The following is a 22,158-nucleotide window of genomic DNA, read 5'->3' as shown; positions in this document are numbered from 1 at the left end:
GGTGTTAAGCACGCTACGACTAGCGCCATATCAAGAACACGAGCGCAATTTCAAAACAGACCAAACTTTAAGTCTTAATCATCACACCATAACTGGCGGAGTATTGAATTCTTCTTTCTCAGCTCGTAAAATATTCCGAGCAGCACCTTGGGCATAAACTAAAGAAGTTCTCGCTTCCATCCTCAATCCAGCAAAATCATGCTTAGAGACAGTAGTGACAAGAGGAAGGTCTAAAGATTTTTTGACAGTACTTAAATAATCTCTGCCTTTACTTGTCATCCCTAACACGCGAATGTATGAGGGTGGTGAGTCTAGAATGGCAAACATCTCGTCTTTTTGGACCTTATTTAAAACGTGTAAACAAGCGCGCTGCAATCTTGTCCATGTATAACGTTTTGTCTTTAAATGATTCATGAAAGTCTCGAAGGAGTCAGATCTCTTCATCGCTTCGATCATCCTGTATTCTAAACCCTCTTCAACTTCATAATAACGGTTTATTTCACTGGGACTTGTAGATAATAGTTGATAACGAAGAAGAGGATAGAATCGCTCCCAATTCATAAGTGTACCTTTTTCACTTTGTTCTTCAGCTAATAACTCAAGTGTGTAACGGGGCATATAAGTTGCTGCTTGATCAGGTTCTCTTGTGAAAATAGCTTCTCTGATAGCTGTTGCACTAGCAATATTACCTTTGCCTAGCATTACATCATGGTAATCAGCATTTTTCCTCTTTATCGTAAAAGGTCGTATATGAAAACCTAACTCACGGCTAGCTCTTACATACTCAAACCCTAAAATATTATTCGGTTTACTGAGATCGAGAGCCAGTGGAATATCAAGTGATTCGTATGCTCGTGAAGCAGCTGATGGATATGATAGACCTTTGTTCATAAATGACCGAACAAGTTCTTGGTAGGTTTCCTGTTGAGCGTTTACCGATTCATGAGTCTGGTTGAAAAGTTCAGCATCTCCAGATTCACTTCCAAAGCAAAAGGACTCTGCACCAAGAGATTGCAGCAAAAAAATGCTACCGAATGCAAAACGCGGCGCATGGCTAGTTGCGAATGAATAAGGAAGTTCAATGACAATATCTGCTCCACCTAATAGCGCCATCTTTGTTCTTTTCCATTTTGATAAAAGAGCAGGTTCTCCACGTTGAAGGAAATTACCGCTCATCACGGCGATTATACAATCAGCGCCTGTAGCTTTTTTCGTTTCTTGTAAATGATAATAATGTCCATTGTGAAACGGATTATATTCTACAACAACTCCAGATGCTTTCAACTGTTCCACTTCCTTTTAAACGTTCGATTATACTTGTTTACATTGTACTAAAAAGAGTTTAGAATCAAAAGTATCAGTGTAAAGATAAAATATTGACATTTTATTTGATGACCGATATAATTACTACTGTTGCCTTGAGGTGATAAAGACATGAAATGGTCACTACAAGAAATTAAAAATTTTTACCGTAAACCGTTAACGTTTGAACAAAATGTTGATGCGAGCGGAGTGATGGAAAAAGACCCGGAGATCAGAAGCGTTGATCCTGTTCACGTAGAAGGACATGCAGATGTAACTCAGCAAAAAGCCACTTTTTACTTAAACATAAAAGGAAAAATGGTGTTGCCATGTGCCAACACTTTGGTAGATGTGGAATTTCCATTCTCGGTAAAAACGACGGAAATTTTTATTTTCGATCCGAATTATACGGAATACGAAGATGAAGAGAGCCTTCACAAAGTCGAAGGACATTACGTTGACCTTCTCCCTGTCATCGAAGAGCATATTTTGCTTGAAAAACCGTTAAAAATTACGGCTGCTGATGTGACAGACAGTCCCGCTCCTAAGGAAGGAAAAGGATGGCAGAGGGTTACGGATGAAGACATGAAAAACCGGATTGATCCGCGTTTGGAAGGTCTGGCTAAATTTTTTGACGAAGACAAAAAGTGAAAGAATAGGTTATAATGATTCTTTCTAGAACCTTTAAGGAGGTGGATACAAATGGCAGTACCTTTTCGCAGAACTTCTCAAACTCGCCAAGCGAAGCGTCGTACACACTACAAGCTTTCCATGCCTGGTATGGTAAAGTGTCCACAGTGCGGAGAATACAAGTTATCTCACCGCGTTTGCCGTGAGTGTGGATCTTACAAAGGAAAAGAAGTAGTAAGCAAGTAATGAGAAACAGGAAGCTATAGGCTTCCTGTTTTTTCATATACATAAATAAAGCGTTTTCTTTTGTATCGGAGGTGTATATAGTGAACGAGCAACCTGTTTTATGGGAAAAAAAGAATGGAATAGGCTGGATAACGTTAAATCGCCCATCTGTACGTAATGCTATTAATTACGATGTGATGAAGAATTTATCTACTCTTTTAGATGTGGCAAAAAAGGATGATGAGATAAAAGTTCTAATTATAACGGGAGCAGGCACAAAAGCGTTTTGTTCGGGAGGTGACCTCAGTGCTTTTCACTCATTAAAGACTGAAGAGCAGGCGTACGGTATGTTATCTAAAATGGGAAACGTTCTTCATGATCTTTTCTTTTTTCCAAAACCTTCTGTAGCTCTTCTAAATGGATCAGCAGTTGGTGGAGGATGTGAGATAGCATCAGCGTGCGATATCAGACTTGCTCGTGCAGAAGCAAAAGTAGGCTTTATCCAAGGTCGTTTAGGCATTACAACGGGTTGGGGTGGAGGAACTTACCTCCTAGAAAGAATAAACCTTACGAGAGCGATGGATCTTTTGTACAGTGCTACTCCAGTTACAGCTAAGCAAGGTATGGATTACGGATTCATCCAATACGTCATTAAAGGAAACAGCTTGAAAGAAACTGAACGCTATGTAAGTAGGTTTACATCTCAACCTGTTGGCGTCATCGAGTCTTATAAAGCACTTCAGCTTGAAAGATTCGATAAGGGGAAGATGAAGCAGAGCGTACAAAATGAGATCGAACGATGTGCAAAGTTATGGGCGACAGATGAACACCATAAAAGAGTAGAGGCATTCTTAAAAAAATAAGTTTTCCCCATTTTAGTAGAATATAAAGTCTATCTTATCTAGCACTAGCATATTTATATTACAAACCACTAAAATGGGGGGATCTAAATGACAAACTTGCGCCAGGATGCCTGGACAAAAGATGAAGATGCTATTCTTGCTGAGGTAACACTTCGGCACATTAGAGAAGGTAGTACACAGCTGGTTGCCTTTGAAGAGGTAGGAGAGAAATTAACGAGAACACCAGCAGCATGTGGATTTAGGTGGAACTCACTCATTCGTAAACAATATGATAAAGCCATAACTGAAGCTAAGAAAGTACGTAAAGAGCGAAATAAACGAAAAGTTAAACAGTTTGCTTCAATCATTGAGAATCATAATGAGGTACTTCATGATATCCCTTCAAACAGCGCGAAAAGCGATACGCCTCTCTCTTTAAATGACATCATACATTTTTTACAGCAACTTCAAGCTGAAAAACCAGTTTCAAAGAACTTAGAAGCTGAAAATAAAGCGTTACTGTTGAAGCTTCAAAACCTGAAGAAGGAAAACGGAACACTGAAAAGTAAACTTAGCAAAGTGAATAAAGAATATGAGACAGTGTACCGTGATTATAAAGATGTTTTGCAGATTATGGACAGGGCGAGGAAGCTAGTAGAAATACCAGTCCGAAACTAAAAAAAAGATGGCAGATGCCATCTTTTTTTTGATTATGCAAGGCGCTGTTCACTGACCCCTGTTGGATACCAAACGTAAGGATTCTGACCGCGATCACGATCTTGATTGTATGTTACAGCTTCAAAGCCCATCTTCTCCCAAAACCCGCCAGATTGTTGTCTGCCATTTGTTTTGATCGGGAGTTGGAACGTTTTTGCGAACTCTACTAAAGCTTTTCCTAGTCCTTTTGTTTGATGGTGAGGCAATACTTCAAGTTTCCAAAGTTCCAAATAATCTTGTGGAGGATCAAAATATTGATCATAAGCAGATTCGATCTGATATAAGCTCATGCGTGCTACTAGTTTATCACCATAATAAATTCCGTAGAATGGAGACTCACTGTCGTTTTCAATCATATTTTCCTGAAGATCCTCGAGCATTGACAATTCTTGTACGCCGTATTCCTTGAACTGCTTAAATTCTTCAAGCGTTTTATAGTTAACTAATAATTTCTTTACTTCATACTTTAACATATGATCTCCCCCAGTCTTTCTGTACTTTTCTCTATAGATATAGTATATACTAATTATGCAAAAAATTCTTTAAAAATAAAATATTCGTTTAGTTTACGCTTTCAAAAAGGATTTTTGGTTTTTTATGTCGAAAAAGGTAATGTTGACATCAGGAAGGAGGATGAACATGAAAAAAATATTAATCGCTAATCGTGGTGAAATCGCACTGCGGATTATCAAAACGTGTAAGGAAATGGACATTCAAACGGTTGCTGTATATTCTGAAGCAGACAAAGACCTCCCTTTTGTAAAAGCTGCTGATGAAGCGGTACATATTGGTGAACCTCCGGTAGCGAAATCCTATCTGCAGAGTGAAGTGATCCTAGAAGTCGCTCTCAAACATAAGGTAGACGCTATCCATCCAGGTTATGGACTTTTATCAGAGAATGATGACTTTGCCAAAAAGATAGAGAAAGCTGGAATAGCTTTTATAGGTCCCGCGCCTCAAACCATCGAGTGGATGGGTGATAAGATCATGGCAAGAAAAACAATGCAGCAAGCGGGTGTTCCGATCGTACCTGGAACGATCGAGCCTATCGAAGATGTTGAAGAAGGTGTAAAACTTGCTGAACAGATAGGATACCCTGTAATGCTTAAAGCAAGCAGCGGTGGCGGGGGAATCGGAATGGTAAAATGCGATAACAGTGATGACCTTCGCAAACATTTTGTTTCATCCCAGCAGCGTGCTAAAAACTATTTTGGATCTGGCAGAATGTTTATTGAAAAATGTATCGAGAATGCCAGGCATATTGAAGTTCAAATCATGGGTGATACTCATGGGAATATCGTACATCTCTTTGAGCGGGATTGCAGTGTTCAGCGAAGAAATCAAAAAGTTGTAGAAGAATCACCGTCACCATTTTTAACAGAAAGCCTTCGTTCTAAAATTACAGATTCGGCAGTTAAAGCAGCTGAAGCGGTAAACTATGTGAATGCGGGAACAGTTGAATTTGTCGTAAGCGAAAACGGAGATTTCTATTTTCTAGAGATGAACACGAGACTTCAAGTTGAACATCCTGTTACAGAGAGTATCACGGGACTAGACCTTGTAAGATGGCAGATACAAGTAGCAAGAGGTGAGAAGCTGCCATTGACTCAAGCAGAGATTATGAGTAAAGGTCATGCGATAGAGTTTCGACTTTATGCGGAAGACCCGATCACCTTCTTCCCATCACCAGGCAAGATTGAAGGACTAATATGGCCGAAATCTGAGAATGTAAGGATTGATTCGGGTTATGAAAGTGGAAATGCAGTTACACCTTTTTATGATCCTATGATCGCGAAGATAATTGTAAGCGATTCCAACCGAGAAGGATGTATGAAGAATGCGGTTGAATTCTTTGATGCGTTAGAGATAACCGGACTAAAAACGAATACACCTCTTTTTAAAATGATCTTGAAAGAAGAGGATTTTATAAAAGGTGACTATACCACTAGTTACTTAAGTAAAAGAAAAGTTTCAAAACCTTAATTAAACAAAGGAGAGAGAGAAATGAAAGAAATTACAGCATCTATGGCGGGCACAGTTTGGCAAGTATTGGTTAGTGAAGGTGATGAGGTAACAGCAGGACAAACAGTAATTATTTTAGAATCTATGAAAATGGAAATACCCGTTGACGCTGTTGATGCAGGAACGGTAGATAACATTAAGTTTGCATCTGGAGACTTTGTGAATGAGGGCGATGTACTCGTTACACTTAAATAAAATTAGCATGCAAACAATCTGAACGAGCGCTCACTCTCTTGAAGGAGGTATATCATGGTAGCAAAATTAGAAAACGTATTAAAAGATAAGATCGACCAGATTGAAGCTGGTGGTGCACAGAAATATCATGAGAAGAACAGTTCTCAAAACAAGATGTTCGTCCGCGACAGACTAAGACTGCTTTTTGACAATGGTGAATACAGTGTAGAGGATGCTAAATTTGCAAACAATCAAGCAGGAGACCTACCGGCAGATGGAGTTGTGACTGCGATAGGAAAACTTGGCGGGAAAACAGTATGTGTTATGGCCAATGATTCGACTGTAAAGGCTGGATCTTGGGGAGCTAGAACAGTTGAAAAGATTATTCGCATACAGGAGACCGCACAAAAGTTAAAAGTTCCGATGCTTTATCTTGTCGATTCAGCAGGTGCTAGAATCACGGATCAGATCGATATGTTTCCGAACCGCCGCGGAGCGGGTAAGATCTTTTACAATCAAGTAAAAATGTCTGGAATGATTCCGCAAGTTTGTATTCTCTTTGGTCCATCAGCGGCAGGTGGAGCATACATCCCAGCTTTTTGTGATATCGTGATCATGGTCGATCAAAATGCATCCATGTATTTAGGAAGTCCACGAATGGCTGAAAAAGTAATCGGTGAAAAAGTGACGCTTGAAGAAATGGGCGGAGCAAGAATGCATTGCTCTGTTAGTGGATGTGGTGATGTTTTGGCAGCGGATGAAACAGAAGCCATTGAAGAAGCGAAAAGATATCTATCCTACTTCCCGAGTAACTATAAATTAAAAGCTCCAGTTGTTGATGCTATTGCTCCTAAAGCGGGAAGAGAGTTAGAAGCGATCGTACCAGAGAATCAAAATGTCCCGTTTGATATGTATGAGTTTATTGATGGACTCATTGATGAAGGTAGTTTTTTTGAGATGAAAAAGCTATTCGCGCAAGAGATCGTGACTGGTTTTGGACGTATTGATGGAAAACCAGTAGGGATTATCGCGAATCAACCGAAAGTAAAAGGCGGCGTACTGTTTGTTGATTCTGCGGATAAAGCGGCACGTTTTATCACACTATGTGATGCATTCTCAATTCCTCTTCTTTTCTTATCAGACGTTCCTGGCTTTATGATCGGAACAAAAGTAGAGAGAGCTGGAATTATACGTCATGGAGCAAAGTTAATCGCGGCGATGAGTGATGTTACTGTACCAAAGATTTCAGTGATCGTCCGAAAAGCTTATGGTGCTGGTCTATATGCGATGGCTGGTCCTGCCTTTGAACCAGATTGTTGCCTTGCGTTGCCTACGGCTCAAATTGCGGTTATGGGTCCGGAAGCGGCAGTGAACGCTGTATATTCTAACAAGATTAATGAGATTGAAGACGTGAAAGAACGTATCCAATTTGTTCAGCAAAAACAGCAAGAATATAAAGAGCATATTGATATTTATAAGCTTGCTTCTGAAATGATCATAGATGATATTGTTTCACCTTCAGCCTTAAGAGATGAACTTAAAAACCGTTTTGCATTTTACGAAAACAAAGAAATGGTATTCAGTGAGCGAAAGCATCCTGTTTATCCTGTTTGATGCATGAACCTCCCTAACTTGGGAGGTTTTTTTAGTATATTTAAGAATATGATACTATCGAGTTAAACATTAAAGAGGTGAGCCTTAGTATGAAAATAAGCGTCATTGGCGGCGGGGCAATAGGGTTATTAGTTTCTTATTTTTTAAAACAAAATGGGAATGAACCTGTCATTTATACAAGAAGCGTAGCTCAAGCAGAGGAACTATGTAAGTCGGGGCTTACATACAGAAATTTGAAAGGTTCAGAGACAACAATAAAGGTCGATGCAAAGCCTTTTGCTGAATATAATGCTGAAGAGTCATACTGTATGATCGCAGTTAAACAAACAGCGATGAACGAGTTGATAGGATTGACGAAATTTAGAGAGGTTTCCTTCCTCTTTTTACAAAATGGAATCAGTCATCTCTCTTTTCTAGAGGGGTTGCCTCAAAAACAAATAAGCATTGGTGTTGTTGAACACGGCGCGCTTAAGAAAGGTTATGCAACAGTACATCATCTCGGAGAAGGTAGGATTAAACTCTCTTCCTATAGTGGGGGCTCTGATCAGACATGGCGCGATTTTCTACATTCGACTCGTTTTCCGATCCTAATAGAAGAAGAGTGGCAACAGATGGTTTATGAAAAACTTATTATGAATGCATGTATCAATCCGCTTACAGCTTTATTAAGAATAACGAATGGAGAACTTTTGACGAATTCATACGCACACTCCATGATGAAAGAACTTTTTGAAGAAACGACTTCTGTACTAAATATGATAGAACAGCGCGAAGTGTTATGGAAGGAATTGTTAGTCCTATGCAGAAATACTTCATTAAACCGATCCTCTATGTTAAAAAGCGTAGAGAGCGGTAAGCAAACTGAAATTGAGAGTATTACGGGTGAGATTATTAAGCGAGGGATCGAATTGAAGATTCAAACTCCTTATTCTAGGTTTGCTTATGAAGCAATCAGTGCATTGGATTGGAGAGGATGAATGATTGGCTAGTGTTGTAGGTGCGATTATTGCTACATTAATAACCGTGCCTTATATCGTTTTTTTTCTTGTCAATAAAAGTATGTTAAAGCTCACGAAGAAAAGAAGAAAAGCCTTTAAGGCGGGTGTTGATTGTACAACGTTTTTTTTGTTTTTTGCTATCGAAAGAATGACTGTTGAAATCTGGGGACAATCTTATTATTGGATTCTTTTATTGTTATTTTTATCAGGCTGTTTACTTTTTACATATGTGATTTGGAAAAATGAATTAGATCTGTCTATCAGAAAGATACTTAGGTTAAATTGGCGATTACAGTTCCTTGTTTTGTCAATCGGTTACTTTTCATTGATGACATATGGAGTCATTTCACGTATTTTGGACATTTAGAGCATATTTTTTATGTTCTCTATTCGTTCTTTGCTATACTCGTTAAGGATGTAATTGATACGTAGAAAGGAAGTTCATAAATGAGACTGGAGGAACTGCAGCTTCATACATCGCCTTTTTTAGAAGGGTACTCCAACGGAGATAAGGATGTTGTCCGTTTTTTTGATTATAAATCACCTTATGATAAACATGAATGGGCAAAGAGACAACAGGAATTGAAGCGTTATTCGTTTCCTAGAAAGGGTCTTACGGATTATCTGACTTCTTATAATCAAAAGATAGGATCTTCGGCCAAAACAATTAAAAATATACAAAAGCTGAATGCAGATGAAAGTTTAGCTGTCGTTGGTGGACAACAAGCAGGACTTCTTACTGGACCGCTTTTAGTCATCTATAAGTGCATCAGTACCATTCAACTAGCTAAAGAAGCTCAAAAAGAATTAAATGTTCCTGTTGTTCCAATTTTTTGGATAGCAGGTGAAGATCATGATATGGATGAGATCAATCATATTATAGTTCCTAAGAATAATACTGCAAAAAAGATATCCTTAAAGTCAGCAAGCAGCGTGAAATCTTCAGCCTCTCTTTGGGAATGGAATAGAGATGAAGTTCAGCCATGGTTGAAGGAAGTATTTCATTCTTTTGGTGAAACAGCTTACACAAGTGATTTACTCGCAGAGACTGAGCGTATCTTGAACGAATCAGATTCTATCGTTACATTTTTTGCAAAACTTCTTTCCAAATGGTTTTCTGAAGAAGGGTTGATAGTATTGGACTCTGGAGATCCTTCGTTTAAAAAACTACAATCGACGATGTTAAAAGAGATGATCGTTCATAATAGTGAGATTGATCATGCTTTTAATGATCGAACGGTAGAACTTTGCAGAAGTGGATTTTCAGCTCCAATAGAAGTGCAAGAAAACAATGCTCATCTATTTTACACGAAGAATCAAGAGCGGATTTTATTGTATCGTGATGAAAATGGTTTTTCCTCTAAAGAGAAAGACTTTAAGATCTCTGAATCAGAACTTCTTGAAGAAGCGGTTAAACACCCGGAAAAATTCTCAAATAATGTTGTGACACGTCCGTTGATGCAAGAGTTTCTTTTGCCTGTGTTATCGTTTGTTGCTGGCCCTGGTGAGATTGCATACTGGGCTGTCCTTGGAAAGGTTTTCAACCAATTCAACAGACTGATGCCGATATTGACACCGAGGCTATCTTTTACTCTCGTGACCGACCAAGTAAACAAATTGGTCCTATCGAAGAAATTAACGGTGCAACAAGTTTTAGAGAATGGAACGGATGGTTATAAACGCGAGTGGTTTGCTTTAAACCGGCCCATCGAGACTTTTGAGACTGTTCAATCCGTAAAAGCAGAGTTCACTTCTTCTTATGAAAAGTTGATAAAGTTAGCAGAAGATATAGATTCAAAGCTTCTACCCGTCGCTGATCAAAATATGAAAAGAATTCTATCAGAGATCGACTATATGGAGAATAAATTAGAACAGCGCGTTCGAAAAAAAGTAAAAGAACCTCTTGCTGAATTTGATGAGATCATGCTCCAATTAAAACCTACTGTGATCTTGCAAGAAAGGATTTGGAACATCTATCAATTTGTAAATGAAGAAGGTCCTGAACTTGTGAACAAACTTGTACAATACCCTTATCAATTCAACGGAAAACATAAGATTGTTTACTTATAAAAACGTTAAAATATTTCAGAAAAAATCCTGTGCTACAGCAGGATTTTTTTTTTTGTGCACGAATAATACTTGTAGTGGTGAAAAGTGGAGCGTTGTGGTAGATTTAGGGGAGAAAGTGGGGTGATCATATGTTCATGGGAGAGTATCAACACAGCATCGACGAAAAAGGACGTATGATCATCCCCTCCAAATTTCGTGAAGAACTAGGCACAGAGTTTATCTTAACTCGCGGGTTGGATCAATGTGTATTCGGATATCCTTTAAATGAGTGGAAAGTCATCGAAGAAAAGCTGAAGAGTTTGCCATTTACTAAAAAGGATGCACGTGCATTTACTCGTTTTTTCTTTTCTGGAGCTGCTGAATGTCAGTTAGATAAACAGGGAAGAGTAAACATTGCTTCTCCGCTCAGAGACTATGCAAAACTAGAAAAGGATTGCGTAGTGATAGGTGTGTCGAATAGAATTGAAATTTGGAGTAAATCAATTTGGGAAGAATACTTCTCAAAGTCAGAAGACTCATTTGGAGAAATTGCAGAAAGTCTAATGGACTTTGATTTATAACCCTTAAGTTTATAGCAGAGAGGAATTTTCCATGTTTGACCATATAACCGTTTTAAAACAAGAATCAGTAGATGCTTTACACGTAAGACCAGATGGAATTTATGTTGATTGTACGCTAGGTGGGGCAGGCCATAGTGCGCTAATACTGTCTCAATTAGAAACTGGCCACCTATATGCATTTGATCAAGATGACATAGCAATTGAAAACGCCCGTCAGGTACTAAAGGAACATGAAGGAAAGTATACGATTATTCGCAGCAATTTCCGTCATATTAAAGAAGAGCTTTCTAAACGCGGTATACATAAAGTGGATGGTATCCTGTTCGACTTAGGTGTCTCATCTCCGCAACTAGATGAAGCGGATAGAGGGTTTAGCTACCAACATGATGCTGAACTTGATATGCGAATGGATCAAACAAGTGAGCTTACAGCAAAAGAAGTTGTGAATGAATGGACGTTCAATGAGTTGATGAAGATTATCTCAAGATATGGCGAAGAAAAATTCGCTAAACAGATCGCTAGAAAGATTGAAGCGGCTCGTGAGAAAAAAGAGATTCAAACAACTGGAGAACTTGTCGAAATAATAAAGGATGCTATACCTGCTCCTGCAAGAAGAACAGGCGGTCATCCTGCAAAACGAACATTTCAAGCCATTCGAATCGCTGTAAATGATGAATTGAACGCTTTTGAAGATGCACTGCAAGATTCCATTGAACTATTAGATGTCGGTGGCAGGATTGCAGTTATCACATTTCATTCTTTAGAAGATCGTGCGTGTAAAAATATACTTAAAAAAGCAAGTACAGGTCCGGAACTCCCTCCAGGACTGCCGGTTATACCAGAAGAATACAAACCAGAACTAAAACTCATCACAAGAAAACCAATCGTACCAACTGACAACGAGCTTGAAGAAAACAGAAGATCACGCTCAGCGAAATTGAGGGTCGCTGAAAAACAAAAATAGAGAGGAGAGCTAAAGTGAGCAATTTAGCCTATCAAGTTCAAAAACAACAAGTACAGTTACAGCCAGAAAGAAACCCAAAGCCGGTACAGCAGCCATCCCGAAAAATATTTACAAAAGGTGAAGTCGTATTGTGGGGAGCTATGGGGGTCGTCTTAATTGCCGGATTGATTTGGCTCATTTCTCTATACGCGTCTGTTTATCAGGCAACTGCTGAAGTTGAGAGTATTCAAAAGGACCTAACTGCAGAAACGAAGATCGTTGAAGATTATCACCTTCAAGTTACAGAATTAAGTAATCCAGAACGCATCATGAAGTTGGCAAAAAAACAAGGGTTCATCTTTGACGATAAGAACGTAAAAGTGGTTCAGGACTAAAAAGCAGGTGTTGTTATGAAATTAATAAGAAAAAACGTTGGAGCGGGTATTCTGATGGTTGTGTTTACCTTGCTCTTTTTTGTATTAACGAGTAAATTCTTTCTAGTGGCTTCTTCTCAATCTGCAGAAGGAGTAGACTTAATCGAATACGGGAAAAGAAAATGGTTGAAGAGCGATGTTTTAGATGCGAAGCGTGGAACGATGTTTGATCGGAACGGTGAAGTGATTGCGCAAGATATTCCGTCGTACAGCGTAATTGCCATTCTTGATAAAAAGTATCCAAACCATATAAAAGATCCTGAAGCTGCTGCTGAAAAACTATCAAAAGTACTAGATTCTGATAAGGATGACCTAGAAGAACTTTTGAGTAAAGAAGGCAGGTTCCAAGTAGAAGTTCCTTCTGGAAGAAAAGTTTCTTATCGTAAAAAAGAACAGATCGAAAAGATGAAGATTCCTGGTGTGGATTTTATAAGAGAATCAAGACGATATTATCCTAATCAAAGCTTCGCTGCTCATGTTTTAGGGTACACTGGAAACGGTGAAGAAGGTGTACAGACTGGTCTGATGGGACTTGAAAAGTCGTTAGATAAGTACTTACAAGAAAAAGATGGCAAGATCTCCTTTGTCGGTGATGCATTCAGCCGAGCAATTCCAGCAAATAAAGAATCGATCACGCCACCAAAGCACGGACAGGATGTTTATTTAACGCTAGATGAGAAGATTCAACTTTATTTAGATGAAGCGGTGCAAGAAGCTGCTAAGAAATATAAACCAGAAAAGATCACCGCAATTGTTGCTGATCCGAAAACAGGAAGAATTCTTGCAATGAGTAATTCACCTAGTTTTAATCCGAACAAAAAGGATATTACTAACTATACGAACTTTGCTGTTTCTTATCCTTTTGAACCAGGATCAACGATGAAGATCTTTACTTTGGCAGCTGCTATTGAAGAAGGTAAGTATAACGGTAACGAGGTGTTCCAATCTGGTTCGTATAAGCTTCCGAACATCGGAAGACCGATCTATGATCATAATAAAAGAGGATGGGGACCCATTACTTATAACGAAGGGGTTCAAAACTCTTCTAACGTAGCCTTCTCTAAACTTGTACGTGAAAAGCTAGGTTATGAGAAATATAGAAGTTATCTCTCGAAATTTGGTCTGGATCAAAAGACGAATATTGATTTGCCGAATGAGAAGAGCGGATCAGTTCTCTATAACTATGAAATAGAGAAAGTTACAACAGCTTTCGGGCAAGGAACAACGATTACGCCAATTCAGCAGATTCAAGCGGCAACAGCGATTGCGAATGGCGGTAAGATGATGAGACCATACGTGATCGACAAGATCATGGACCCGGAAACGAAGAAGACGGTGCTATCAAATGAACCGAAAGTTGCAGGTAAGCCGATCTCTGAAGAAACATCAAAACAAGTAAGAGATATTTTAGAAACAGTAGTAACAGATGGAACGGGTAAGCCTTATATGATCGACGGTTATAGTGTAGCTGGAAAAACAGGAACAGCACAGATCGTAGGAAAAGACGGCAAGTATATCTCTGGTTGGGGAGAAAACGTATTTTCTTTCTTAGGTATGGCACCTAAAGATGACCCTAAACTACTAGTTTATGTGGCTGTTGAGCGACCAAAGGTTGAGTTCCCTGAGATGGGTTCTACACCTGTTGCGAATATTTTTACAAGTGTTATGAAAAGTGGGCTGCAATATTTAAACATTCAGCCTGAAGCGAAAGTCAACGATAAGTCTACCAAAGTAAAGAAATCTTATGGTAAAGAATTACCGGATTACACAGGTCAGTCTGCTGAGAAAGCAAAAAGTGACTTAGAAAAACTAGGCATGCAAGTTTCCGTCATCGGTTCAGGTAACGATATAACAAACCAGGAACCTTATGAAGGGGCTTATGTTATGAAAGGTGAAAGAGTCATCTTGAGAACATCTGGTGATGCCAAGATGCCTGATGTAAAAGACTGGTCTTACATGGATATTTTAAGGATTAGTAAACTTCTTGGGTTGAAAGAAACAATAACAGGAAGCGGTTTTGCAGTAAAACAAAGCATCAAACCTGGTAACCCCGTCAAAGAAGGAGATTTCTTTGTTGTTCAATTAGAACCACCAAAAGTAACAGGAAGAGAGACGGATTCCGAAGAACAAGAGAACGGTGAAGAAACCGAATCTACGAATGAAGACGCTCAAGAAGAGTTACCGGTAACAGACTAAATGTTCTAGGCGCTTGTGTACAAGCATATATTTGAAACGAGACATACAAGGGAGGTATTGTGTGTGCGAGTTTCGAATGTAACTGTACGCAGGCGCTTAATTTTTGTTCTTGTTTTTGGAATAGCTTTCTTTTTTGTCATTTCTGTAAGACTAGGCTACGTTCAATTTGTGCTTGGAGATATGTTGACAGATCAAGCGCTTGATTCTTGGAGCAGAGATATTCCCTTTGAACCAAAAAGAGGAAAGATCTTAGACCGTAATGATGTGGTACTCGCGACAAATATTAGTGCTCCTACTGTCTTTGTCGTTCCAAGACAGATCAAAGAACCAAATGAAACAGCTGAAAAGTTAGCAGCACTGTTAAATATATCAAAAACAGAAGTGTATCAACGACTCACTAAGAAAGCTTCCATCGTTAGGATTGATAATGGAGGAAGAAAAATCAGCAATACGAAAGCAAAAGAAGTTGAAGCGTTGAATCTGCCAGGTGTTTTTGTTGCAGAAGACAGCAAAAGGCATTATCCATACGGATCTTACCTATCTCATGTATTAGGTTTTGCTGGGATCGACAGTCAAGGGCTTACGGGTCTAGAACTTTATTATGACGAACAGCTCAATGGTGAAAAAGGTCATATATCCTTCTTTTCAGATGCACGAGGACGCAGAATGCCTTCATTATCGGACAAGTATGAAAAACCAAAAGATGGATACGACCTTAGGTTAACAACAGATTCACGTGTTCAAACGATAATTGAAAGAGAGCTCGATATCGCACAAGCCACCTATGACCCTGATGGCGCAATCGCCATTGCGATGAATCCGAATACAGGAGAAATTCTTGGCATGAGCTCTCGGCCAGATTTTGATCCAGAAGAGTACAAGCGTGTATCACCAGAAGTATACAATCGGAATCTGCCAGTGTGGGCTCAATATGAACCAGGATCTACCTTCAAGATCATTACGCTTGCTGCTGCTCTTGAAGAAGATAAAGTGGATCTAGATAAAGATCGTTTTCACGACCCTGGCTCTATTGAAGTTGCAGGGAGGAAGCTTAAATGCTGGAAAGCAGGAGGGCATGGCAGTCAGACCTTTTTAGAAGGTGTACAAAACTCTTGCAACCCCGGTTTCGTTATCCTTGGTCAACGTTTAGGAAAGGATAAACTTTTTGAGTATATAAAAGATTTTGGGTTTGGAGAAAAGACTGGTGTTGATTTGGCGGGTGAAGGAAAAGGGATCTTATTCTCTTTAGATCGTGTTGGTCCACTTGAACTTGCAACAACCGCGTTCGGACAAGGTGTTTCTGTGACTCCGATTCAGCAAGTAGCTGCTGTGTCTGCGGCCGTAAACGGAGGCTATTTGTACGAACCATATATAGCTAAAGAATTAGTTGACCCTATCACTGGAAAAGTAGTTAGTAAGCAGACTCCAAAACTCAAAAGAAAAGTGATCTCTGAAGAAACGTCTAAAGAAGTAAGGCGAGCACTTGAAAGTGTTGTAGCTCAAGGGACTGGGAAGAATGCATTCGTAGATGGTTATCGTGTCGGAGGAAAAACGGGGACTGCTCAGAAGGCTGAAGGCGGTGTCTATTTAAAGAACAACCATATTGTCTCCTTTATCGGCATGGCTCCTGCCAATAATCCAGAGATCGTTGTTTATGTGGCTATAGATAATCCAAAAGAAACCCTTCAGTTTGGTGGAATTGTGGCAGCACCAATCGTAGGAAATATTATTGAAGACAGTCTTTCTGCCATGGGTGTCAAAAAGCAAAAAGATCAGATCGAAAAAGAAAAGACATGGCTCGATGCTCCTGAAGTAGTCGTTCCAGATTTAGTAGGTAAACAAACAAAAGAGTTAACAAATTTGTTGTATAATCTCAAGATAGAAACTTCCGGAAAAGGGAATTATATCGTACAGCAAGCTCCTAAAGCTGGCGTAAAGCTAGAAGCTGGCAAGACGATACGTTTATTTTTGGGTGACAAAAAAGAAGTGGAAGATTAAAATAAAGAATGTACACATAGCCAAGCGCGGAATCTTGCCTTGGCTTATTTTCTTTAAAGATGCATATAAACAGCTCTTTTATAGAAAGATGATACTTTTAGCGTACTCATTCAAAGCCAAAGAAGATAACACGGTTAAGAGACCCTTTCTATGAGCAACAGCATATGCGATAACAACACTTTTTTTATAATATAGGCTTAACGATGATTAGAGGAGAGATCAGGATTAATGGAATTAAAAGAACTGCTTACATATTTAGTGAACTATGAAATGGATATCCAAGCCAATCCTGAAATTACCTCCATTGAAATGGATTCCAGGAAAGCTGGGAAAGGCTGCCTTTTTGTTTGTATGGAAGGACTTTTGTTTGATGGCCATGATTTTGCCCAAACAGTGGCAAATAACGGAGCTGCTGCTATATTAGCAGAGAAAGATATCGATGTTAACATTCCTGTTATAAAAGTGAAAAACACAAAAAAAGCACTATCGGTTTTAGCGGATGCCTTTTATGGACACCCTTCACAAAAACTTCATTTGATCGGAATAACTGGTACGAATGGTAAGACGACAACTTCACATCTCATTGAAAAAGTTTTACGAGATGCTGGGAAAAGCACTGGAATGATCGGTACGATTGAAATGAAAATAAAAGATCAAAGCTTTAAAGTAGCAAATACTACACCTGATTCATTATTTTTGCAGAATGCTTTTTATCAGATGACCAAAGAAAAAGTAGAAGCAGCTGTTATGGAGGTCTCTTCGCATGCCCTTGTTCAAGGAAGAGTTTGGGGATGTGACTTTGATATTGCTGTTTTTACAAATCTGACACAAGATCATTTGGACTACCATAAAAATATGGAAGAATACCAGTTTGCAAAGAGTCTTCTATTTTCACAAATGGGCAACACTTATAGCAGAACAGATCGTAAAGTAGCTGTACTTAATAATGATGATCCAGCTTCAAGAATGTTTGAGAGAGTTACTTCCGCACAGGTTGTTTCTTATGGGATCGACAACGACAGTGACGTTCGAGCAACCAATATTATGATTGGATCACAAGGCACTACGTTTACTCTCCATACACCTATTGGTACAAGAGAAGTTACATTGAAGCTTATAGGAAAGTTCTCCGTCTATAATGTGCTTGCAGCAACAACGGCGTGTTTGTTGTCTGGATTAGATTTGGATCAAATTCTTATAAGTTTAAAAGAAGTATCTGGAGTTTCAGGCAGATTTGAACCCGTACTAGCAGGTCAAGATTTTACTGTGATCGTTGATTACGCACATACACCTGACAGTTTAGAAAATGTGTTACGAACCATTAAAGAATTTGCTACAGGGAAAATAACAGCGATCGTTGGGTGTGGCGGTGACCGTGATAAGACGAAGCGCCCACTTATGGCAGGAATTGCAGCAAACTTAGCTGATCATGCTATCTTCACAAGTGATAATCCGAGAACAGAAGATCCTCTTCAAATCTTAAAAGATATGGAAGAGGGTGTGGATGGTGGGAATTATGTGACCATCCCTGACCGAAAAAAAGCAATAGAACATGCGGTTGAACATGCTAGTGCAAACGATGTTATACTTATAGCCGGTAAAGGTCACGAAACATATCAGATCATTGGTAAAGACATATTAGAGTTTGATGATAGAGTCGTAGCAAGGGAAGCAATTAAGGCGGTGAAAAAATGAAATTAGATTTTAAAGAACTGGTCTCATTAGCAGATCGTGCGAGTGGAAAGTATGAGAACCTTATATTAGAAGGTGTTTCAAAAGATACAAGACTTAAAAGCGAGAATGCTCTATATCTACCGATAGCCGGCGAGCGCTTTGATGGACATGATTTTTTGCTTAATGCGATTCAACAAGGATGCACAGCTACAATCTGGCAGGAAGGAAAAGATCTTCCTGAAGGATTGCCAGAAGATTTTCCGATTCTATACACAACAGACACTGTGAAGTTTTTACAGGAAATATCAAAATATTACTTGAAGAAAATCAACCCTGTCGTTGTAGCTGTAACGGGCAGTAACGGAAAAACAACGACAAAAGATATGATAGAAAGTGTTTCGTCAGCAAACTTTAAGACATTTAAAACACAAGGAAATTACAACAATCATATTGGAATGCCTCTAACCATTCTTGCGATGGAAGAAAATACTGAAGTACTAATCCTGGAAATGGGTATGAGTGATTATGGAGAGATCTCTCTTTTAAGTAAGATCGCAGAGCCAGATGTTGCTGTTATCACGAATATCGGTGAAAGCCATCTTGAACAACTTGGTAGTCGTGAAGGAATCGCTAAAGCAAAACATGAGATTGCAGATGGATTAAAACAAGGCGGGCTGTTTATCATCGATGGAGATGAACCGCTTCTTTCACATGTCAAAGGTGAGAACGTGTTACAAGTCGGTTTCGGTGATTCAAATACACTGAAGTTATCTAACCTTAAGACAGATGTACATGGCGTAACGTTTACTTTAGAAGAAGGTACAACTGTGTATCGGATACCAATGCTAGGACGTCATAACATAAAAAATGCTGCATATGCCATAGCTGTAGGGCATTACTTGAATATAGAAGAAAATAAAATATTAGAAGGACTTGAGAGCCTTAAAGTTACATCCATGCGTCTTGAAATGAAAAGCGGCAAGAAGGATACACTACTTATCAATGATGCCTATAATGCTAGTCCAACTAGTATGATTGCTGCTCTAGAGACACTTGCTGACCTGAAGGATTATTCTCAAAAAGTCGCGGTTCTTGGAGATATGTATGAATTAGGCTCAAATGAGGAAGAGATGCACCGAAACATGGCTAAGCATGTGGATGATACGATCTCTCATGTGATATGTGTGGGGCAAAAAGGTGCTTGGATTGCAGATGAACTAAAAAAACAAAAACGTAAAGACCTTGAGGTTATTCAATGTCTAACAAAAGAAGAAGCGGAAGAACCAATAGCTAGTTTATTATCAAAAGACACTGCTATTCTTTTTAAAGCATCAAGAGGGATGGTATTAGAAACCCTTGTCTCGAAATTTGTAGAGAAAGAACAGGAGTCGAAAAAATGATTGAGCAAGTCTTATTATTTACATTAGTTGCATCCTTCTTAATCGCGGTATTAAGTTCACCCTTTTTTATCCCGTTTTTAAGAAGATTAAAATTTGGGCAGAGCATACGTGATGAAGGTCCAAAATCTCACCAAAAAAAGCAAGGTACACCTACTATGGGCGGGATCGTAATTGTCTTAGCCCTTGTTATTGCAACATATGCGATGACTGCGAAGTTTTTTGCAGTTACAGCAGAAACCCATTTACTTATCCTTGTCACTTTAGGATACGGACTTATTGGATTTTTAGATGATTTTATTAAAGTTGTTAAGAAACGAAATCTCGGTTTAACATCGAAACAGAAGTTAGTAGGTCAATTGATTATTGCAGCTCTTTTCTTCTTTGGTTTAAGAGCCATTGATTTCTCGACTGAAATTTCAGTTCCCGGAACAGATTTTTCATTTGATTTAGGATGGTTTTATCCTGTTTTGGTGGTATTCATGTTAATCGGAGCTTCTAATGCAGTAAACCTTACGGACGGATTAGATGGATTGTTGGCAGGAACAGCTGCTATAGCTTTTGGTGCATTTGCCGTGTTATCTTCTACCATTCTTCAATTTGAAGCTGCCATTTTCTGTGTGGCTGTGGTTGGTGCTGTACTTGGCTTTTTAGTTTTTAATGCACACCCTGCAAAAGTATTTATGGGAGACACAGGCTCACTCGCGCTAGGAGGCGCGATTAGTGCCGTTGCGATACTAACGAAGCTTGAGATCTTACTTGTTATTATTGGTGGTGTGTTTGTAATCGAAACGCTTTCTGTAATGATTCAAGTAGCCTCATTTAAACTAACTCGTAAGCGTGTCTTTAAAATGAGTCCGCTTCATCATCATTACGAACTATCCGGCTGGAGTGAATGGCGTATCGTTGTTACGTTTTGGCTTGTAGGATTGGTATTTGCAGCATTAGGAATTTATTTAGAGGTGTGGGTATAAATGAAAGACACTACATTTTTTAAAAACAAGAAGATATTAATCGTAGGATTAGCCAAGAGCGGTTTTGCTGGTGCAAAACTGCTTCATTCGTTTGGGGCCAAATTAACGGTGAACGACAAGAGTCCTAGAGAAGGAAATGTGGAAGCAGAAAAACTTGAGAAACTTGGGATTAAAGTAGTTTGCGGAGATCATCCGTTGGCATTATTAGACGACCAGTTAGATTTCATTGTTAAGAATCCAGGAATTCCTTATCAAAATCCTTTGATTGAAGAAGCGGTAAAACGAAACATTCCTGTTTATACAGAAGTGGAAATAGCAGGTATGATCTCAGACGCATCGATTATTGCGATTACAGGATCAAACGGAAAGACAACAACCACTACCCTTATTGGTGATATGTTGAAAAACAGTGATAAGACACCAATCGTAGCCGGGAATATAGGCACTGTATTCTCCGAAGTTGCTGCGGAGTCTACTGAGAACGATATACTAGTAGCGGAACTTTCTAGCTTTCAGTTGATGGGAACAGAGCGATTTAAACCACAGATCGCTGTTTTTCTGAACTTATTCGAAGCACATTTAGATTACCACGGTTCTCTTGATGAATATGGAAAAGCAAAAGCTAAGATCACTGAGAATCAAGATTCCTCTGATTATGTGATCTATAACGCAGATGATGAACGTGTCACACGTTTAATGAAAGATTCCAAGGCTCAACATATTCCTTTTTCTGTGACGAAAAAAATTGAGAGCGGCGTTTATGTTGAAGAAGGTGCGCTTTATTTTCAAGAGCGAAAAGTTATTATGTTGAGTGAAATCGTGTTACCAGGTAATCACAATCTCTCAAACATTATGGCAGCTGTAGCCGCATCGTTATTAGCGGGTGCAACTTTAAGACAAATTCATCAGGTTCTAACTACGTTTCCTGGGGTTAAACACCGTTTGCAGTATGTAGGTGAGTTTAACGGCAGACGTTTTTACAACGACTCAAAAGCCACCAATATATTAGCGACGAATGCAGCGTTGTCTGCATTTGAACAACCTGTAATCTTACTAGCAGGTGGACTTGATCGTGGTAATTCTTTTGATGATCTGCTACCGTCACTAAAAAATGTAAAAGCAATCGTTACTTTTGGTCAAACAGCTGACAAACTAGCTGAAACAGCAAAACAGGCAGGAATAGAAACGATAAAACGTGCTGATAATGTGGAAGATGCTGTTCCCCTTGCGTACAGTTTATCTGCTGAAGAGGATGTTATATTATTGTCTCCTGCTTGTGCAAGCTGGGATCAATATAAGACATTTGAACAAAGAGGGGACATGTTTATCAACTCTGTGCATAAACTTAAATAAGGTTTGTACAAATAAGAAGAGTTGAGGTGTTTCCC

General features: G+C 39.0%; 21 protein-coding genes. 19 read left to right on the top strand and 2 right to left on the bottom strand.

Features of this window, described 5'->3' with window-relative positions:
* Window positions 1–81 precede the first annotated feature (81 nt).
* Window positions 82–1,284 carry a nucleotidyltransferase gene (locus tag IHV11_RS09820; RefSeq protein ID WP_197194496.1) on the bottom strand — a complete coding sequence of 401 codons (1,203 nt, stop codon included), beginning with the start codon at window positions 1,282–1,284 and terminating at the stop codon, window positions 82–84.
* Between the two features lie 150 nt (window positions 1,285–1,434).
* On the opposite strand from IHV11_RS09820, the gene IHV11_RS09815 reads away from it, so the two are divergent.
* The 4 genes from IHV11_RS09815 to IHV11_RS09800 all read left to right on the top strand — a co-directional run bounded on the left by IHV11_RS09815 (window position 1,435) and on the right by IHV11_RS09800 (window position 3,677).
* Window positions 1,435–1,953, top strand: a complete 519-nt coding sequence (locus IHV11_RS09815) for a YceD family protein (protein ID WP_137789755.1) — start codon at window positions 1,435–1,437, stop codon at window positions 1,951–1,953.
* A gap of 51 nt (window positions 1,954–2,004) precedes the next feature.
* Complete coding sequence (gene rpmF, locus IHV11_RS09810) at window positions 2,005–2,178, top strand: 50S ribosomal protein L32 (protein WP_066240492.1); 174 nt, start codon at window positions 2,005–2,007, stop codon at window positions 2,176–2,178.
* Between the two features lie 80 nt (window positions 2,179–2,258).
* Window positions 2,259–3,020: an enoyl-CoA hydratase/isomerase family protein gene (locus tag IHV11_RS09805; protein WP_197194495.1), complete on the top strand. Its 762-nt coding sequence runs from the start codon at window positions 2,259–2,261 to the stop codon at window positions 3,018–3,020.
* An 87-nt stretch (window positions 3,021–3,107) separates the two neighbouring features.
* Window positions 3,108–3,677 (top strand): RsfA family transcriptional regulator, encoded by a 570-nt coding sequence (locus IHV11_RS09800; protein ID WP_197194494.1) that lies wholly within the window; start codon window positions 3,108–3,110, stop codon window positions 3,675–3,677.
* Between the two features lie 32 nt (window positions 3,678–3,709).
* Here the strand turns inward: IHV11_RS09800 and IHV11_RS09795 are convergent, their stop codons facing one another.
* Window positions 3,710–4,189: an N-acetyltransferase gene (locus tag IHV11_RS09795; RefSeq protein WP_197127638.1), complete on the bottom strand. Its 480-nt coding sequence runs from the start codon at window positions 4,187–4,189 to the stop codon at window positions 3,710–3,712.
* 166 nt (window positions 4,190–4,355) lie between these two features.
* Here IHV11_RS09795 and IHV11_RS09790 point away from each other — a divergent pair, with 166 nt between their 5' ends.
* The 15 genes from IHV11_RS09790 to murD all read left to right on the top strand — a co-directional run bounded on the left by IHV11_RS09790 (window position 4,356) and on the right by murD (window position 22,123).
* Window positions 4,356–5,699 carry an acetyl-CoA carboxylase biotin carboxylase subunit gene (locus IHV11_RS09790; RefSeq protein ID WP_197194493.1) on the top strand — a complete coding sequence of 448 codons (1,344 nt, stop codon included), beginning with the start codon at window positions 4,356–4,358 and terminating at the stop codon, window positions 5,697–5,699.
* Between the two features lie 21 nt (window positions 5,700–5,720).
* A complete protein-coding gene (locus IHV11_RS09785; protein WP_197127640.1) occupies window positions 5,721–5,933 on the top strand; it encodes an acetyl-CoA carboxylase biotin carboxyl carrier protein subunit in 213 nt (70 codons plus the stop codon).
* A 54-nt stretch (window positions 5,934–5,987) separates the two neighbouring features.
* Window positions 5,988–7,526, top strand: coding sequence for an acyl-CoA carboxylase subunit beta (locus IHV11_RS09780; protein ID WP_197194492.1), 1,539 nt, complete (start codon window positions 5,988–5,990; stop codon window positions 7,524–7,526).
* Between the two features lie 89 nt (window positions 7,527–7,615).
* The gene (locus IHV11_RS09775; protein ID WP_197194491.1) at window positions 7,616–8,503 is read left to right on the top strand and encodes a ketopantoate reductase family protein; all 888 of its coding nucleotides are present in this window, start codon (window positions 7,616–7,618) and stop codon (window positions 8,501–8,503) included.
* A 4-nt stretch (window positions 8,504–8,507) separates the two neighbouring features.
* The gene (locus IHV11_RS09770) at window positions 8,508–8,891 is read left to right on the top strand and encodes a DUF3397 domain-containing protein (protein ID WP_197127643.1); all 384 of its coding nucleotides are present in this window, start codon (window positions 8,508–8,510) and stop codon (window positions 8,889–8,891) included.
* A gap of 80 nt (window positions 8,892–8,971) precedes the next feature.
* On the top strand, window positions 8,972–10,594 hold the full coding sequence (gene bshC / locus IHV11_RS09765; RefSeq protein WP_197194490.1) for a bacillithiol biosynthesis cysteine-adding enzyme BshC: 1,623 nt from the start codon (window positions 8,972–8,974) through the stop codon (window positions 10,592–10,594).
* Between the two features lie 128 nt (window positions 10,595–10,722).
* A complete protein-coding gene (gene mraZ, locus IHV11_RS09760) occupies window positions 10,723–11,154 on the top strand; it encodes a division/cell wall cluster transcriptional repressor MraZ (RefSeq protein WP_066393436.1) in 432 nt (143 codons plus the stop codon).
* A 31-nt stretch (window positions 11,155–11,185) separates the two neighbouring features.
* Entirely contained in the window at window positions 11,186–12,118 is a 933-nt protein-coding gene (rsmH, locus tag IHV11_RS09755) for a 16S rRNA (cytosine(1402)-N(4))-methyltransferase RsmH (RefSeq protein WP_197194489.1), read from the top strand.
* A 14-nt stretch (window positions 12,119–12,132) separates the two neighbouring features.
* On the top strand, window positions 12,133–12,492 hold the full coding sequence (gene ftsL / locus IHV11_RS09750) for a cell division protein FtsL (RefSeq protein ID WP_197127646.1): 360 nt from the start codon (window positions 12,133–12,135) through the stop codon (window positions 12,490–12,492).
* 15 nt (window positions 12,493–12,507) lie between these two features.
* The gene (locus IHV11_RS09745) at window positions 12,508–14,727 is read left to right on the top strand and encodes a penicillin-binding protein (protein ID WP_197194488.1); all 2,220 of its coding nucleotides are present in this window, start codon (window positions 12,508–12,510) and stop codon (window positions 14,725–14,727) included.
* 63 nt (window positions 14,728–14,790) lie between these two features.
* Complete coding sequence (locus tag IHV11_RS09740; RefSeq protein WP_197194487.1) at window positions 14,791–16,725, top strand: stage V sporulation protein D; 1,935 nt, start codon at window positions 14,791–14,793, stop codon at window positions 16,723–16,725.
* Between the two features lie 228 nt (window positions 16,726–16,953).
* Window positions 16,954–18,420: a UDP-N-acetylmuramoyl-L-alanyl-D-glutamate--2,6-diaminopimelate ligase gene (locus tag IHV11_RS09735; protein WP_197194486.1), complete on the top strand. Its 1,467-nt coding sequence runs from the start codon at window positions 16,954–16,956 to the stop codon at window positions 18,418–18,420.
* Entirely contained in the window at window positions 18,417–19,799 is a 1,383-nt protein-coding gene (locus tag IHV11_RS09730) for a UDP-N-acetylmuramoyl-tripeptide--D-alanyl-D-alanine ligase (RefSeq protein WP_197127650.1), read from the top strand. The genes IHV11_RS09735 and IHV11_RS09730 overlap by 4 nt, the downstream gene beginning before the upstream one ends.
* Complete coding sequence (gene mraY, locus IHV11_RS09725; RefSeq protein WP_197127651.1) at window positions 19,796–20,770, top strand: phospho-N-acetylmuramoyl-pentapeptide-transferase; 975 nt, start codon at window positions 19,796–19,798, stop codon at window positions 20,768–20,770. The genes IHV11_RS09730 and mraY overlap by 4 nt, the downstream gene beginning before the upstream one ends.
* Complete coding sequence (gene murD / locus IHV11_RS09720; protein ID WP_197194485.1) at window positions 20,771–22,123, top strand: UDP-N-acetylmuramoyl-L-alanine--D-glutamate ligase; 1,353 nt, start codon at window positions 20,771–20,773, stop codon at window positions 22,121–22,123.
* Window positions 22,124–22,158 lie beyond the last annotated feature (35 nt).

The sequence above is a fragment of the Fictibacillus sp. 26RED30 genome (assembly GCF_015903845.1).
Lineage (GTDB): Bacteria > Bacillota > Bacilli > Bacillales > Fictibacillaceae > Fictibacillus > Fictibacillus phosphorivorans.
The sequence above is the reverse complement of the archived record's forward strand: the minus strand, read 5'-3'. Positions and strand labels throughout refer to the sequence as shown.

Excerpts from the sequence above, each read along its gene's own strand:
- IHV11_RS09775 (WP_197194491.1), top strand. The coding sequence starts at position 7,616 with ATGAAAATAAGCGTCATTGGCGGCGGGGCAATAGGGTTATTAGTTTCT.
- murD (WP_197194485.1), top strand. The coding sequence starts at position 20,771 with ATGAAAGACACTACATTTTTTAAAAACAAGAAGATATTAATCGTAGGA.
- IHV11_RS09730 (WP_197127650.1), top strand. The coding sequence starts at position 18,417 with ATGAAATTAGATTTTAAAGAACTGGTCTCATTAGCAGATCGTGCGAGT.
- IHV11_RS09785 (WP_197127640.1), top strand. The coding sequence starts at position 5,721 with ATGAAAGAAATTACAGCATCTATGGCGGGCACAGTTTGGCAAGTATTG.
- IHV11_RS09745 (WP_197194488.1), top strand. The coding sequence starts at position 12,508 with ATGAAATTAATAAGAAAAAACGTTGGAGCGGGTATTCTGATGGTTGTG.
- rpmF (WP_066240492.1), top strand. The coding sequence starts at position 2,005 with ATGGCAGTACCTTTTCGCAGAACTTCTCAAACTCGCCAAGCGAAGCGT.
- IHV11_RS09790 (WP_197194493.1), top strand. The coding sequence starts at position 4,356 with ATGAAAAAAATATTAATCGCTAATCGTGGTGAAATCGCACTGCGGATT.
- IHV11_RS09815 (WP_137789755.1), top strand. The coding sequence starts at position 1,435 with ATGAAATGGTCACTACAAGAAATTAAAAATTTTTACCGTAAACCGTTA.
- bshC (WP_197194490.1), top strand. The coding sequence starts at position 8,972 with ATGAGACTGGAGGAACTGCAGCTTCATACATCGCCTTTTTTAGAAGGG.
- mraZ (WP_066393436.1), top strand. The coding sequence starts at position 10,723 with ATGTTCATGGGAGAGTATCAACACAGCATCGACGAAAAAGGACGTATG.
- IHV11_RS09735 (WP_197194486.1), top strand. The coding sequence starts at position 16,954 with ATGGAATTAAAAGAACTGCTTACATATTTAGTGAACTATGAAATGGAT.
- IHV11_RS09795 (WP_197127638.1), bottom strand. The coding sequence starts at position 4,189 with ATGTTAAAGTATGAAGTAAAGAAATTATTAGTTAACTATAAAACGCTT.
- rsmH (WP_197194489.1), top strand. The coding sequence starts at position 11,186 with ATGTTTGACCATATAACCGTTTTAAAACAAGAATCAGTAGATGCTTTA.
- mraY (WP_197127651.1), top strand. The coding sequence starts at position 19,796 with ATGATTGAGCAAGTCTTATTATTTACATTAGTTGCATCCTTCTTAATC.
- IHV11_RS09780 (WP_197194492.1), top strand. The coding sequence starts at position 5,988 with ATGGTAGCAAAATTAGAAAACGTATTAAAAGATAAGATCGACCAGATT.
- IHV11_RS09800 (WP_197194494.1), top strand. The coding sequence starts at position 3,108 with ATGACAAACTTGCGCCAGGATGCCTGGACAAAAGATGAAGATGCTATT.